The organism is Rummeliibacillus sp. TYF005, from assembly GCF_003844195.1.
Taxonomy (GTDB): domain Bacteria; phylum Bacillota; class Bacilli; order Bacillales_A; family Planococcaceae; genus Rummeliibacillus.
In genome coordinates, this window is sequence record NZ_ML122563.1 from 17,683 (window position 1) to 33,969 (window position 16,287).

Consider the following 16,287-nt stretch of genomic DNA (forward strand, 5'->3'; position numbering starts at 1 on the left):
GAATCTTTCACAGTGGAAGTGGAAGAGGAAAAAGTAAGGCGTTAGTTTTCGACAATTATGTCGATCCTTAACGCCAAATGTCTTAAAAGAATTTTTTTCGATCTCTTTCTTCTTTCAGTATTTCAACAGCTTCCCTAAAACGCAAGGAATGGACAATTTCTCTTTCTCTAAGGTATTTTAATCCATCGTTTAAATCGGGATCATCTGATAAATCGATAATCCATTGGTACGTTGCACGTGCTTTTTCTTCTGCAGCAATATCTTCATATAAATCAGCAATTGGATCTCCTTTTGCCTGAATATATGCAGTTGTAAATGGAACGCCAGAAGCGTTATTGTAGAAAAGTGCACTATCATGCGCAACGTAATGATCTCCTAGACCTGCAGCCTTTAATTGTTCAGGTGTTGCATCTTTTGTTAACTTATAAATCATAGTAGCGATCATTTCGAGATGTGCAAATTCTTCTGTGCCAATGTCATTTAAAAGACCAATTACTTTATCTGGAATAGTATAACGCTGGTTTAAGTATCTGAGTGCAGATGCCAGTTCTCCATCAGCTCCACCATATTGCTCGACTAAAAATTTTGCTAAACGAGGATTACACTCCCTTACCTTAACAGGATATTGTAGCTTCTTTTCGTAATACCACATCCACTATTCCTCCTATCATCACTGATTCACAATCATAGAGCTACTATACTTGCCAAGGCCAAGGAGCATCTTTCCAATTCCAAGGGTAGTTTGAAAAACTTCTACCGAAATTCATCAGTGGGCCAAAGTGTTTTTCAAATTCAACTTTCATCTCCATACTTTTTAAAGACACATCATTAAATTGCTTAATCGCTTCAAAATCATTTGGATGGGTGTCTAAGTATAAATTTAATTCTAAAGCGACAAAATCATTGGCTTGAATTTCCTCAAGCATTTGATAATACTCAGGAGGTAATTTTTTTGTAGTCATATTAATTCCCCTTTTTTTCAGGATTCGGATAAGGGCTGAAAAGGTCTGGCCAAAGTGTTCCGCAGTGTAGTGCTTGTTTTGCGGTTGGATATTGTGGTAATCCAGGCGGTTGGAATTGGATATAGAGTTGTGGAGGAGTGGAGTAGCTTTTTATACGAATAGGCTCACAGGGATCGAAAGGGCTAATATAAGGCTTCCAGTATTTGAATTGTGTAAACATATAAACCTCCTTTCTGATGTTTTGGCATCAATGTATCTATATGAATACCTGTTTCGCAATATACATTTTTGTTCCAAGTTGTTGAATAATGTAAAAGAACTCTAATACATAATCGTTTATAAAGGAGACAAAATAAATAGTAAGAAGGGATGTGGTGAAAATGGAAGGAAACAAATATGCAAAGCTGGATGATAAAAAGGTAAAAGAATTAAAAGAGTTAGAAAAGAAATTTGGTTTTACATTAGTAGCATTTGATACTGCAAATAATCAGGGGCAACGAAAGTGAATTTTTTAGATTAGAGAAGGGGCTTTCCTCTTCTCTAATATCTGCTGTGAAGTATATATCCTGCGGTGGTCAAATCAAGATTCCATCATCCCCATTGCAATGGGCGTGTCTCAACTTTCATACACGCTCTTTTCTATTGATAAAATCATATTGAAGGACGTGAGAGGCATTGTTTACAGATTACTATGCAGATTTACATATTCATATCGGTCGAACATGGAAAGGAAAACCAGTAAAAATAACGGGAAGTAAAACATTAACACTTGAAAATATACTGGATGCAGCAACTTCTAAAAAAGGCTTAGATATTGTTGGTGTGATAGATTGTCATTCGCCTGAAGTGTTAGATGAAATGGCATTTCTAATAGAAGAAAATAAGCTAGTTGAGTTAGCTGGTGGCGGTTTACGATATCAAAAAACGACGCTAATACCAGGAGTTGAAATTGAAGTCAATGATAGCAACTGTTTAGGTCCATTACACGTACTTGCATTTTTTAGATCGTGGCAAGCAATGCGAGAGTTTTCTAAATGGATGCAAAACTATGTAACGAACATTAACTTAAGTACGCAGCGAATAGCCTGTGATGCCATTACATTGCAACATAAAGTACATGCACTAAGCGGTCTATTTATACCAGCACATGTCTTTACACCATTTAAAAGTGCTTATGGCAAAGGTGTGAAAAAGAGTCTTGCAGAAGTATTTGATATGGATCAAATAGACGCAATTGAATTGGGACTTAGTTCGGATACGGATATGGTGAAGGGAATAAGTGAGTTGGACAAATATACCTTTGTTACAAATTCCGATGCACATTCACTTGGTAAGATGGCTCGGGAATATCAAAAAATCCGATTGCAAGAAGCGACATTTGATGAATTGCAAAAGGCTTTGCACGAAATAGATGGACGGAAGATTATTGCAAACTATGGACTCAATCCGCTTTTAGGAAAGTATCATGAAACTGCTTGTGCAGACTGTGGGCATCGAACAACTGAAACACCATGTTCAAACTGTGGAGGAAAGCATCTTGTAAAAGGTGTAGCAGTAAGGATTGAGGAACTTAAAGATACTAATGAGACATCGCGCATTCGTCCGCCATATATTCACCAAGTGCCATTGGACTTTATCCCTGGTGTTGGTCCTAAAACAATTCAAAAATTATTAAGTAATTTTGGAACTGAGATGGCTGTTTTACATGTAATAACTGAATCAGAATTAAAAGAAGTGGTCCCAACAAAAATTGCTGCATTAATTGATCAAGGGAGAAATGGAAAGCTAGCTCTATCTGGTGGAGGCGGTGGCACTTATGGAAAGGTGAAAGCAGAATAATCGACAATGAGAATGTAAGTTTTTTGCGTTCTCTTTTTTTAAAGATTCAATCAGTACAGGTAAAGGGAAAATCTATTCTTTTGTTATAATGCTATAATAGATATCATTGTGTAAGGTTGGTGATATCATTTAAATCGACTTTTGAAAAATGTGGTGATCCTTCTCGGAATATTATTTCTGTTAAAATTCGGGTTATCGATCGTTCGATTAATCATCACATTATTAATGTACAAATATACTATAATTATCGTATTAATACTTATTACTATTTGGCTAATATATATAAAATCCCCCTTAAAAAAGATGTAACGTTTCACTTTGTTACATCTTTTTCTTTTACACTGTGATATCTTGATTTATAAAGAAAATATATTTTTCTTAAAAATAAATTGAGGTGGATAGTTTGAAAAAAATAGCATCATTTTTGTCTGGATGGATATTAATTTCTTCAATTATTGTTGGTCTTACATTACCAACAACTGCTGATGCCAAAGCAGGTAAGAAATTTACAGATCGTGTCACTAAATGTGTAGATGGCGATACTGCATATTTTAAAAAAGCTGGATATTCTAGATTTCTTTATGTAGATACTCCAGAGTCAACAAATAAAATTCAACCATATGGTAAAACAGCTTCCAAGTATACTTGTACAAAACTTAAAAAAGCAAAGAAAATTCAATTACAATATGATGGACCTAAAAAGGATAAATATGGCCGTACATTAGTTTGGGTTTGGGTAGACGGAAAGCTATTGCAAGAGTCTTTAGTAAAAAAGGGTTATGTTAAAAAGTTTTATGATTACGGAACATACTCTTATGAAAAAAGATTAAGAACATTACAAGCTCAGGCAAAGAAAAAGAAAGTAGGATTGTGGAGCGGTAAAAAAGAGATAACAGCTCCTAAAAAGACTACTACAAAAACAAATTTTAAGAATTGCACTGAATTGCGTCAATATTATCCAAACGGTGTTCCTAAATCTCATCCAGCATATCAAGAAAAAATGGATAGAGATCATGATGGATACGCTTGCGAAAGATAACTTATGGTAAGAAGAGGCTAAGATTAATCAGAAGGTTAATCTTAGTTTTTTTATTCTAAATACCTATTAAAACAAACTATTCCCTACAATTGTTCACATCAATAGTACCTTGTGATTATCGACAAATTATTGCAAAATAAGATGTATGGGTTATTTGACGAATTTTGTCTAAATATCCTATTATTTTTGGCTTAAAAGTATATTTGAAATTACAATAACTATTGGAAAATCGAAATACCTGAGTCAAGGTGCTTGTAGATAATCAGTTTTTATAAGTAGAAGTAGGAGGGTACCTTCATGCCTAAACCGGTGAAAACAAATCACAGATACATAAGTGGTTTAGACGGTCTGAGGGCTATATCGGTAATTGCAGTGATTTTATATCACCTACATGTTAGTGGAATTGTGGGTGGCTATTTAGGCGTTACCATTTTCTTTGTGTTATCAGGCTATTTAATCACAGATTTACTGTTGAATGAATATGAAAAGTACGGAAAAATCGATTTAAAAAGCTTCTGGATACGGAGGTTTAGAAGATTAATCCCTGCATTATTCATCATGTTAATACTAATTGGTTTTTGGATTACGTTATTCCAACGCTCTTTTTTAGTGGGATTGCGTTCCGAAATATTAGCAGCTGCATTTTATATTAGTAATTGGTTTTATGTTGTTCAGGAGCATTCATATTTTACAAAATTTTCTCCGCCATCACCCTTACAACATATGTGGTCATTAGCGGTAGAGGAACAGTTTTATATTATATGGCCACTTATTTTAATAGTTTCTTTATCCTTTATACGCAAAAAGGAGAAATTTGCTTTATGGATAATTGGTGGAGCTATTATATCGGCGATAATGATGGCAATTATGTATACTCCAGGAGAAGATCCTAGTCGTGTATATTACGGTACAGATACAAGAGCATTTTCACTATTAATAGGCGCAGCATTAGCATTTGTATGGCCAAGTGGAAAACTGAAAGAAAAAGTTACAGATGAAGCAAAGAAATTATTAAACTGGGCTGGGACAGGAAGTTTCTTAATTCTTCTTTTAATGTTTATATTCATGCATGAAGAAGGACCATTTTTATATTATGGGGGCATGTTATTTGCTTCTATCGTAACAGCTATTTTAATCGCAACCATTGTACACCCAGCAAGTCAGGTTGGAGATATATTGAGCTTTAAGCCGCTTTTATGGGTAGGGGTTCGATCTTATGGTATATATATATGGCATTTCCCACTAGTTGTTTTGATGGGTGCAGGTGTGGATGGGGTAGATGTTCCTTTGTGGAGAACGCTTTTCATCATTGGTTTGACGCTTCTTTTAGCTGAGCTTTCTTGGCGATTTGTTGAAGATCCAGTTCGAAAAGGAGAATGGAAGATTTGGTTACATAAATTTCAAACCCATGAATGGTCTTGGAACTGGAAAGAATGGGCATTACCCTATAGAATAGGCTCTGCCTTTGTAGGGTGTATTATTATCGTCTTTGCGATGGGAATGGTATTTACCCCCGCTCAAAAGCAAACAAATAGTGAAGCATTAGAGCAACATTTGAAAGACGAACAAAAAAAGTTAAGCGAAGAAAAAGATATAAAAGAAAAGACACTACCATCTTCAACAGCATTAGATAAGGAAAAAGTAACTAAAAATGTGGAAACTGCGCATGAAAAAAAGTCGATTGCAACAGCTGTAGCAGCTAAAAAAGAAACAACAGGTAAAGATATTAAGGCGATGACCGTCTCCCCATCCATAAGTGTGACGGCTATTGGAGATTCTGTTATGTTAAGTGCTGCATCCTCATTAAAGAAGCAAATTCCACAGATTGTCGTGGATGCAAAAGTTGGACGACAAGTATATGAAACGGTTAAAGTTGTTAATAATTTAAAGCGAAAAGGTAAGTTAGGCAAAGTAGTTTTGCTCGGATTAGGATCTAATGGAGATTTCAGCAAAACTCAACTAGAAGATTTATTGAAAGAAATTGGTAATGATCGCCATATCTATCTTGTGAATACACGAGTTCCACGTAACTGGCAAAACAGTGTCAATCGCAAAATCAATCGTGCAGTAAAAAGCCATAAAAACGTGAAGCTAATTGATTGGTATAGTATGACAAATAGACAGTATGATTTGTTTTATGACGATCAGATACATCCAAACCAAAAAGGTGCGAAGTATTATACAGCTTTAATCAGCAATAAAATCGCAACAGGAGAAAGATAATTCTTTCTAAAAAGGCTACGATATTAGTGGAATCCACATTATCGTAGCCTAAATTTTTGAAGGATTATCAAGAGTTTAGAAACACGGCTTACTCCACATGTTCATACAAGTTGACACTTTCAATATAATTAACAAACCTTCGTAAATCTCGTTCTTCCTCTTTACTAATCTCGCCAGCTTCGTACATCCTATGAATTTCAGCTCGTTCGGTTTCCGTAATCACTGTCCGTAATTCATTTTTTAACTCTTCATGTTTATTTGAAATTGTTGTAACTTCTTTATTTATTAGAGAAATGGCTCTTTCATATTCGAATGCAATCATATAATAAATTTCAGGATTTGGTGCCAATTTTGCCTGTTCTCTTAGAAATTCTAAAGCATGCTCGTATGCATTTTTCCTGATTACTTGTTTCATCCGAACATAAGAGACGAACTTTTCTTTATTCAACAGGTATTTTTTCCGCGCCATACGCCATTCTCGAATAATCCGGTATAATACAAACGAAAAACCTTTTTGCATATTGTGTTGGATAATGCGTTTTCTTTCTGAAAAAGTGGATTGAATGGCCGTATACATATCTTGATCTAAATGGTGTCCCTTGTATAGTTCTTCAATATATTGTTCCTCAACTATCAACGCTTGTAAACGAATTTTTGTAATCTCACTTTGGTATTTAGGCTTTCCGGTTTTGGCAGCACTAGTATCAATTTGTACTTGACGAAACATTTGCTGATATTCTCCAATCAGTTGGTAAGCTATATTACGATTATCATCATTCATTTCACGATGAATTCGATTAATAGATACAAGTAAAAGTTGCTTTTTTGCTTCATTGAAATTGTGCTGTTTTTCGATAACATCCCCAACTTCGCTTGAATCAATAAGGATAGGAAGGAAAATTGTTGCAACGATTAACGTAAATAAGATTACAGCCGAAGCTAGAAATAAAATCAATGAGCGCTCGGGGAAAAATGAGCCACTTTCCGTGATGAATGGCAATGATAATACACCAGCCATAGTAACAGCTCCCCGAACTCCTACGAAGCTACTAAGTAAGCTTTTTTTCAAAGTTGGCTGATCATCATTTCCTTTTTTAAATGAGTAAATAGCATTGAAATGAGACCAAAGGAAACGTATCCCTAGAATGACAATACCAATTGCAAGTGCGTATCCTATTAACTTCCAGTTATTGATACTTGTATTTTCAATCGATTCTTCCATGGAGGAAGGAATATTCAAACCAAGTAAAAGGAATACAATACCATTTAGGATGAATAAGACAATCGACCATGTATTTTCAGTTAGTAATTGTTCTTCTGCTAGTAATATCTCCGTCTTATCTTTAACTAAAGCTTGAGCAATACCAGCAACGACAACTGCAATAACACCTGAAGCATGGAAGACATCTTCTGCAACAAGATAGACGATAAATGGTGTTAACAATTGCAAAAGCGTATGGAAAATAACATCTCGAATACCAGCACGGCGTAATGAAAAACGGATTTGCGTTAGTATAGTACCGACAACTAAACCTAAAATTCCGCCAATTAAAAATGTGTAAGAGAAATTTAATAACGCTTCTTTAATAGAGAAATAGCCAGTGACGACAGCGACAACTGCATATTTAAATGCTACTAGTCCTGAGGCATCATTGATCAATGATTCCCCACGTACAACATTTAAAATTTTCTCAGGTATTTGAATGCGCTTTGCAATACCATTTACAGCAACGGGGTCTGTAGGAGAAAGTATGGCTGCTAGTGCAAATGCAGCAGCTAAAGGTATAGAAGGTATTAACCAATGTATAAAGTAACCACCGGCTAAAGTTGTAATTAGTACTAGAATAATGGCATTGCCCAAAATAGGCATCTTCATATTCCATAATTCTTCACGGGGAAAATTACGACCATCATTATATAAAAGTGGTGCGACAAACAGCAAAAGGAACCATTCTGTTTCAAGTTCTAATGTAATATTACTAAATAAAAGTGCTAATATAACTCCTATAGCAATTTGAATAAGAGCTGTAGGAATAAAAGGTAAGTAGTGCCCTATTATATTTGAAATAAGCAAACAACCTATTAGCAATAGAATAATCATCAATAAATCCATCTCATCATCCTCGCTATGTAAGTGGAACTTTTCCACTCCTTAATTAAAAATAATAAGATATTAAAATAATTTCTACAAACAATATCCATTTTTCTAAAAATCGTCATAAATCACTTAAACTGTTGTGACCAAAATCATGGCATCCATTGATATGAAAGATTATACTAAGATTTGTCAAGAATCGAATAATCTCGTGAATATAAAGGAGTTGGACAACTTGAAAACAGTTGTTGTAGTTGGCGGAGGCATTACTGGGCTTTGCACTATGCATTATTTACAAAAACAGAAAAGAGAAAAAAATTTAGATATAAATCTTGTGCTAATAGAGAAAAATGAATATCTAGGAGGCAAAATACATTCGGAGCATAACCATGGATTCATCATGGAAACAGGTGCTGATTCAATCGTTGCCCGCCATAAAAGTGTATTGCCTCTTGTCCAAGAAATTGGATTAGAAACTGACCTCGTTTATAATGGCACGGGTATATCATATATATATACGAATAATACATTACATGCTATCCCTGCTGATAGCGTATTTGGGATCCCTACAAGCATCGAATCATTAAATAGCAGTACACTAGTTTCACCAGAGGGAAAAAAAGAAGCATTAAAAGACTTAGATTTACCGAATGACCGTTTCACAAAGGATAGCTCGATTGGTGAATTTCTTGAATACTTTTTAGGAAAAGAGTTAGTCGAAAAGCAAATTGCTCCTGTTTTATCGGGTGTATATTCAGGTGATTTGTATAAGTTAACAATGGCATCTACATTACCATATTTACTAGATTATAAAGAACAATATGGCAGTATTATCAAAGGGTTTGGCGCAAACCGTGAGCAATTCCAAAAGTCATCAGACAAAAAGTTTATCTCTTTTAAAAATGGACTTTCACAATTGATTGATCGCTTAGAAGAAACGTTAACAGATGTAGAAATTATAAAAGGTCTAGCAACGACGAATATTACAAAAAGTGATGACCGATATATATGTTCGTTTGATAAACATGAAAATATTATCGCCGACTATATTGTATTAGCAACCCCACATGCAGTAACGAGTAAGATATTAAAAGACAAAAGAATTGATGAAGAACTAAATACCATTCATAATGCTTCTATTATTACCATTTATGTAGGATTTAATATTCCTGATGAAAAGCTACCAGCTGATGGTACGGGCTATATAGTATCAAAAAATAGTGATGTAAAATGCAATGCTTGTACTTGGACAAGTCGCAAGTGGAACCATACATCTAAATCGGGTAATTTACTTGTCCGTCTATTTTATAAAAGCTCAAATCCTATATTCAATAAGCTCAAACATTTAAACGAAGAAGAGTTAACTGCAATAGCATTGGAAGATATTAAGAAATCATTAAAATTAGATAGCGAACCAGCTGTTGTAAATGTGACAAAATGGAATGATTTAATGCCTGTCTATGGTATGGGACATGCAGAAACGGTAAAATCATTGACTACCCAATTAGAAGAAAAATATCCACATGTTATTTTAGCAGGATGCTCATATTATGGAGTAGGCATTGGAAATTGCATTAAAAACGGACAAGACACAGCAGAAAAAATTATCCAATCAATTTAATAATTCTAAGTTTCTATGACCAAGAGCTAATCTCTCTCTTGGTCTTTTTTTATTGTAATATTGGAACTCACTATGTAACATGGAAAGATAAGAAAAAAGAAAGAGGTTTATAAAATGATGAGAAAGTTGAGTTTAGTGCTCGGTATTTTATTACTCTTTACGGGATTAGTATTGACCTTTCAAAAACCAATAATGGTATTGTTGGTAGATAACATGTCTAAGGAAACAATCCAAAAGACCAATATTGAAAAAGCAAAGACAACACCACAGGCAACTTTCGATTTTGCAAAGGTGGAAAATATTCGTTTACAAGATGTACTTAATGCCCAAACGAAAAAGAAAGATGTACATGCAATTGGAGCAATTAGTGTACCGGATGTTCATATGCAATTACCAATCGTCTATGGAATTTCAAATATTAATTTAACGGTTGGTGCAGGAACGATGAAACAAGATCAAGTTATGGGACAAGGAAATTACTCTTTAGCTGGGCATAATATGAATAATGGTAAAACCTTATTTAGCCCATTAACAAAAGCACAAGAAGGTATGAAAGTTTATATTACAGATTTCAGAAATATATACGAATATCAAATTTCTGATATGTTTATCGTCAAGCCAACACAAGTAGAAGTGATTCAAGATCAAGGAGATGAAAAGCTAATCACACTTGTCACCTGTAACTATAATGGTGAAAAACGTATGATTATTCGCGGAAAACTCATTAAGAAAGAAACATATACTGATGATACGAGCTATTTTAAGCTAAAATAAATTTTTATAGCTTACTAAAAGTCTTTCCTTTTACAACCGTAAAATGAGTTGCAATTATAAAAAATACAAATGTAACTCATTTTTTCATATGTCCTTGACGAAAAGTATATTAAGGAGTATGATTCTTTTAATTATTCTAAAAATTAAATATTATTTCTTATCAAGAGAAGCTGAGGGACTGGCCCTATGAAGCTTCAGCAACCAGCCAATTGGTCAGGTGCTAATTCCAGTGGAGTAATCCTGTAGATAAGAAGGAGCAATCAATATGCATTCTAAAACCTTCTTATTTTTTGTTAAGAAGGTTTTTTATTTTAAATTTGATGAAATTCCCACATCGATTTTTCTCACAAGCTCAATGTGGAAAATAATACCGAGTGGTAGGACTACGGTAGAAAAGAAAGGAAGGACAGTATGGGACTTTTAGAAAAACTTCAATCGCAAGTTTTAACTGCAGATGGTGCAATGGGAACATTATTATATTCGTATGGAATCGACTATTGTTATGAGGAATTAAATGTTAAAAAGCCAGAAGTTATTGAGAATATCCATCAACAATATATCGATGCAGGTGCAGACATTATTCAAACGAATACTTATACAGCAAACGCTATTAAATTAGAACGATATGGTCTTGAAAATTCTGTGAAAGCCATAAATGAGAGTGCCATTCAGATTGCAAAAAAAGTTGCTTCAAAAGGGGAACAGTTTGTTTTAGGGACAATCGGTGGTATTCGGGGTATTCGAAAAAGTGATGCGACTTTAGACGAAATCATTCGGTCGTTGGATGAACAGGCAGGAATTCTACTAGCTGGTAATCCGGATGGACTTTTGCTTGAAACTTATTATGATTTTGATGAATTAAAGGCAGCAGTAAAGCATTTGCGCAGAATCACTGATGTTCCAATAATTTCGCAAGTATCGATGCATGAACCAGGTATTTTGCAAAATGGTTTACGATTAAATGATGCTCTTCACCAATTAGAAGCAATCGGCGCTGATATCGTAGGCGTTAACTGTCGCTTAGGTCCACACCATACTATCCAAGCCTTTGAAGATGTAGAACTCCCATCAAAAGCCTTTCTTTCGGCTTATCCTAACGCAAGCCTTTTAGATGTTGAAGATGGCAAAATAGTTTATGAATCTGAGGCAGAATACTTTGGCAGATCCGCAGTATTGCTAAGAGATCAGGGAGTAAGGTTGATTGGTGGATGTTGCGGAACAACACCAAAACATATAGAAGCGGTCAAACACCGTTTGGCAGATCTACCACCAATTCAGCATAAAGTAGTTAAGCATAAAGAAGTCATATTGATTAAAGAAGCTACAAAAGAAAGTTATAAGCCACTTCATGAGAAGGCGAAAAAGGAACGTTCTATTATAGTGGAACTTGATACACCAAGGCATTTGGAAATCGAAAAGTTTATAGAAGGTTCCAAGGCTTTATATGAAGCTGGAGCTGATGCTGTGACCATGGCAGATAATTCACTTGCCTCACCGCGAATTAGTAATATGGCGATGGGATCAATATTAAAGCTAAATAATAATATTCGCCCTCTTGCCCATATAACCTGTCGTGATCGGAATTTAATCGGTTTGCAATCACATTTAATGGGGTTAAATGCGTTGGGCATTCATGATATTTTAGCGGTTACAGGCGACCCATCCAAAGTAGGGGATTTTCCAGGCGCAACAAGTGTATATGATGTCTCTAGTATTGAACTTCTCCAACTTATAAAAAAATTGAATGAAGGTATTTCATTTTCTGGAAAGCCACTCCGGAAAAAAGCGAATTTTTCAGTAGCTGCAGCATTCAATCCTAATGTACGTGTAGTAGAGCGTGCAGTTGGTCGGTTAGAGAAAAAAATCGAAGCGGGTGCAGATTATTTCATCACACAACCTGTCTATAGTAAAGAAAAAATTATTGAAGTGTATGAAGCAACAAAACATTTAGAAACGCCTATATTCATTGGTATCATGCCACTTACAAGTGTAAGAAATTCGGAATTTCTGCATCATGAAGTGCCGGGTATTAAGCTTTCTGAAGAAGTATTAGAACGTATGAGAGCGACAGGTGAAGATAAGGAAGCCGCGAGATTTGAAGGAATTGCTATTGCAAAAGAGCTGATTGATACAGCGGCCGAATTGTTTAATGGAATCTATTTAATCACACCATTTATGCGTTATGATATGTCAATTGAGTTAATGAACTATATACGCGAATTAGATTTCAAGAGAGAGGATGAAAGCAACTATGTCAAAGCATCTCATTGAAGAACGACTTGAAAATCACATTTTAGTTTTAGATGGTGCCATGGGAACGATGTTGCAAAATGCAAATTTAACAGCGGAAGATTTTGGTGGAGAGGAATATGAAGGGTGTAATGAATATTTGAATATTACTCGACCAGATGTTGTTGAATCGATACATCGTGCTTATCTTGAAGCAGGTTCAGATGTTATTAGTACAAATACATTTGGCGGGACACCAGTTGTTTTAAATGAATATTCTTTAGGAAATAGAGCAGAGGAAATCAATAAAAGAGCAGTAGAAATTGCAAAAAAAGCGGCGGCCGAATTTTCAACTCCCGATTGGCCGCGCTTTGTAGCGGGCTCTATGGGCCCAACTACCAAAACACTTTCAGTAACGGGTGGTATTACTTTCGATGAGTTACAACATGATTTCTATGTACAAGCGAAAGGACTAATTGAAGGCGGAGCGGATGTTCTTCTACTTGAAACAAGTCAAGATATGTTAAATGTCAAAGCGGGCACTTTAGGGATTAAGCAAGCTTTTGAAGAGCTACATAAAAAGATTCCTGTGATGATATCAGGGACAATTGAACCTATGGGTACAACACTAGCTGGTCAAGGAATCGAAGCATTTTATATTTCAATTGAACATATTAATCCTTTATCAGTTGGATTAAACTGTGCAACAGGTCCTGAATTTATGACAGATCATTTGCGCTCTTTGTCTGAAATTGCAACAAGTTATGTTAGCTGTTATCCAAATGCTGGTCTCCCTGATGAAGAAGGACATTATCATGAAACCCCAGAATCCTTATCAAAAAAACTTGCAGGCTTTGCAGATAAAGGATGGTTAAATCTAGTCGGTGGTTGCTGTGGAACAACGCCAGATCATATTCGAGCAATACGAGAGGTTGTCAAAGACCAAAAACCACGCAAGAAGCCTGATCATGAGCATGGTCATGTAGTATCTGGTATTGATTCATTGGTTTATGACGATTCTATGCGTCCACTATTTGTTGGTGAACGGACAAATGTTATCGGTTCTCGTAAATTTAAGCGACTTATTGTAGAGGAAAAGTATGAAGAAGCATCAGAAATTGCTCGTGCTCAAGTGAAGAATGGCGCGCATGTTCTAGATATATGTTTAGCAAATCCAGATCGTGATGAATTGGAAGATATGAAGAACTTTATGCAAGAAGTTGTGAAAAAAGTTAAGGTACCTCTTGTAATTGATTCAACTGATGAAAAGGTAATTGAAGAAGCACTAAAATACTCACAAGGAAAAGCAATTATCAATTCTATTAACTTAGAAGACGGGGAAGAACGTTTTGAAGCAGTATTACCAATCGTCAAAAAATATGGTGCTTCAATTGTTGTTGGCACAATTGATGAGAAAGGTATGGCGGTTGATCGACATCGTAAGTTAGAGATAGCTGAACGTTCTTATGATTTACTCGTTAACCAATGGGGAATAGCACCAGAAGATATTATTTTTGATCCACTTGTTTTTCCAGTTGGAACAGGTGATGAGCAGTATATAGGATCAGCTGTTGAGACAATTGAAGGGATTCGGTTAATTAAAGAAAAACTACCAAGAGCTCTAACAATTCTTGGTGTTAGTAATGTTTCATTTGGGTTACCGCCAGTTGGACGTGAAGTATTAAATGCTGTGTACCTTTATAACTGTACACAAGCAGGTCTTGACTATGCCATTGTTAATACAGAAAAGATTGAGCGTTATGCTTCTATCCCTGATAATGAAAAACAATTAGCAAATGATTTACTATTTAAAACAACAGATCAAACATTAGCGAAGTTTACAGATTTCTATCGTGATAAAAAGAAGGAAAAAACAGAAGCAGATATTCCTAAAACAGTTCCAGAACGTTTAGCTTATTATATAGTTGAAGGTACAAAAGAGGGGTTAATACCGGATTTACAAGCTGCTTTGAAACAATATGATACACCGTTAGATATTATTAATGGACCTCTTATGGATGGGATGGCTACTGTAGGTAAACTTTTCAACGATAACCAGCTTATTGTTGCGGAAGTACTGCAATCTGCAGGGGTTATGAAAGCGGCGGTATCATTCCTTGAAGACTTCATGGAGAAAAAAGAAGATGATACAGGGAAAGGCAAAGTAATCCTTGCAACTGTAAAAGGGGATGTACATGATATTGGGAAAAACCTAGTAGATATTATTTTAAGTAATAATGGCTTTAAAGTAATAGATTTAGGAATCAAGGTGACTCCTCAAGCGTTAATAGAGGCTATTCGTACCGAAAAACCCGATATAGTTGGCTTATCAGGCTTACTTGTAAAATCAGCTCAACAAATGGTTGTTACTGCACAAGATTTTAAAGAGGCACAGATTGAAACACCAATTATGGTTGGTGGGGCTGCATTATCTCGAAAGTTTACAGATACCAAGATTGCGAAGGAATACGGTGGTCCTGTGTTATATGCTAAAGATGCGATGCAAGGACTTGAAATAGCCAACCGATTGCAAAGTGATGATAAAGAAAATCTTTTACATGAAATATATGCAGCTCAAGAAAAAAGAATGGCACAAGAAGTAAAAAGAGGAGAGAGAACGGCCGTTGCTGTTGCTCCAAAACCTGTTAAAACAGTACGAAATGATGTACCTGTATTTGTACCTCAAGATTTAACAAGACATATATTAAGAGATTATTCCGTTGCGCATCTTCAACCATATGTGAATATGAGAACCTTAATCGGACATCATCTTGGATTAAAAGGTTTCAATGAAACGATGCTCGAAAAGGGTGATGAGCGAGCTATTGAACTATATGAATTAGTAACAGGATTTTTAAAATCAGGGATTTTAAGCCCATCTGGTATGTATCAATTCTTCCCAGCACAATCAGATGGAGATGACGTAATTATTTATGATCCTAATGATACTAAAAAAGAGGTTGAACGTTTTACATTCCCACGTCAACAAAAGAAGCCATTCTTATGTTTGGCTGATTTCTTAAAATCGGTAGATAGTGGAGAAATGGATTATGTTGGATTTATGCAAGTAACAGCAGGACATGGTGTTCGTGAGGCGGCTACTCGTTTAAAGGATCAAGGAAAATTCTTAGAAAGTCATGCATTACAAGCCACAGCTTTAGAACTTGCGGAAGGATTTGCTGAACGGATACATCAAGAAATGCGTGACTTCTGGGGATTCCCTGATGGTACTGATTTTACAATGCGTGATCGCTTTGCAGCAAAATACCAAGGACAACGTTTCTCATTTGGCTATCCAGCTTGTCCTAATCTCGAAGATCAAGAAAAACTATTTAAATTGATCAAGCCAGAAGATATAGGTGTTACATTAACCGACGGTTACATGATGTCTCCAGAAGCATCTGTTAGTGCCATGGTTTTTGCACACCCAGATGCACGGTATTTTAATGTAGAATAAAATAGTCAAAAGCCCATCTTTAGCTGCGGACTAGATGGGCTTTTACAT

12 protein-coding genes and 1 riboswitch are annotated in these 16,287 nt (G+C 35.5%); of the genes, 8 read left to right on the forward strand and 4 right to left on the reverse strand.

What is annotated here, in order from left to right:
* Positions 1 to 82: 82 nt before the first annotated feature.
* The 3 genes from CW357_RS11635 to CW357_RS11645 are packed head-to-tail and all read right to left on the reverse strand — an operon-like array spanning position 83 to position 1,182.
* Positions 83 to 652 carry a manganese catalase family protein gene (locus tag CW357_RS11635; protein ID WP_124218138.1) on the reverse strand — a complete coding sequence of 190 codons (570 nt, stop codon included), beginning with the start codon at positions 650 to 652 and terminating at the stop codon, positions 83 to 85.
* A 43-nt stretch (positions 653 to 695) separates the two neighbouring features.
* Positions 696 to 962, reverse strand: coding sequence for a spore coat protein CotJB (locus CW357_RS11640; RefSeq protein WP_119415834.1), 267 nt, complete (start codon positions 960 to 962; stop codon positions 696 to 698).
* A gap of 1 nt (position 963) precedes the next feature.
* Positions 964 to 1,182: a spore coat associated protein CotJA gene (locus CW357_RS11645; protein WP_119415833.1), complete on the reverse strand. Its 219-nt coding sequence runs from the start codon at positions 1,180 to 1,182 to the stop codon at positions 964 to 966.
* Between the two features lie 160 nt (positions 1,183 to 1,342).
* On the opposite strand from CW357_RS11645, the gene CW357_RS18740 reads away from it, so the two are divergent.
* From CW357_RS18740 to CW357_RS11660, 4 genes are all read left to right on the forward strand, one after another.
* Entirely contained in the window at positions 1,343 to 1,468 is a 126-nt protein-coding gene (locus CW357_RS18740; protein WP_255416309.1) for a hypothetical protein, read from the forward strand.
* 169 nt (positions 1,469 to 1,637) lie between these two features.
* Positions 1,638 to 2,801, forward strand: coding sequence for an endonuclease Q family protein (locus tag CW357_RS11650; protein ID WP_124218139.1), 1,164 nt, complete (start codon positions 1,638 to 1,640; stop codon positions 2,799 to 2,801).
* Positions 2,802 to 3,195: 394 nt separating this feature from the next.
* A complete protein-coding gene (locus CW357_RS11655) occupies positions 3,196 to 3,840 on the forward strand; it encodes a thermonuclease family protein (RefSeq protein WP_119415831.1) in 645 nt (214 codons plus the stop codon).
* Between the two features lie 297 nt (positions 3,841 to 4,137).
* Complete coding sequence (locus CW357_RS11660) at positions 4,138 to 6,063, forward strand: acyltransferase family protein (protein WP_119415830.1); 1,926 nt, start codon at positions 4,138 to 4,140, stop codon at positions 6,061 to 6,063.
* 88 nt (positions 6,064 to 6,151) lie between these two features.
* Here the strand turns inward: CW357_RS11660 and CW357_RS11665 are convergent, their stop codons facing one another.
* Complete coding sequence (locus CW357_RS11665) at positions 6,152 to 8,176, reverse strand: Na+/H+ antiporter (protein ID WP_124218141.1); 2,025 nt, start codon at positions 8,174 to 8,176, stop codon at positions 6,152 to 6,154.
* Between the two features lie 217 nt (positions 8,177 to 8,393).
* On the opposite strand from CW357_RS11665, the gene CW357_RS11670 reads away from it, so the two are divergent.
* The 4 genes from CW357_RS11670 to metH all read left to right on the forward strand — a co-directional run bounded on the left by CW357_RS11670 (position 8,394) and on the right by metH (position 16,239).
* On the forward strand, positions 8,394 to 9,779 hold the full coding sequence (locus CW357_RS11670) for a protoporphyrinogen oxidase (RefSeq protein ID WP_119415828.1): 1,386 nt from the start codon (positions 8,394 to 8,396) through the stop codon (positions 9,777 to 9,779).
* A 114-nt stretch (positions 9,780 to 9,893) separates the two neighbouring features.
* Positions 9,894 to 10,553 carry a class A sortase gene (locus CW357_RS11675; RefSeq protein ID WP_124218142.1) on the forward strand — a complete coding sequence of 220 codons (660 nt, stop codon included), beginning with the start codon at positions 9,894 to 9,896 and terminating at the stop codon, positions 10,551 to 10,553.
* A 154-nt stretch (positions 10,554 to 10,707) separates the two neighbouring features.
* Positions 10,708 to 10,806, forward strand: a riboswitch (SAM riboswitch).
* Between the two features lie 158 nt (positions 10,807 to 10,964).
* Positions 10,965 to 12,824 (forward strand): bifunctional homocysteine S-methyltransferase/methylenetetrahydrofolate reductase, encoded by a 1,860-nt coding sequence (locus CW357_RS11680; protein ID WP_124218143.1) that lies wholly within the window; start codon positions 10,965 to 10,967, stop codon positions 12,822 to 12,824.
* Positions 12,805 to 16,239 carry a methionine synthase gene (gene metH / locus CW357_RS11685; protein ID WP_124218144.1) on the forward strand — a complete coding sequence of 1,145 codons (3,435 nt, stop codon included), beginning with the start codon at positions 12,805 to 12,807 and terminating at the stop codon, positions 16,237 to 16,239. Before CW357_RS11680 ends, metH begins: the two co-directional genes overlap by 20 nt.
* The last annotated feature ends 48 nt before the right edge of the window (positions 16,240 to 16,287 follow it).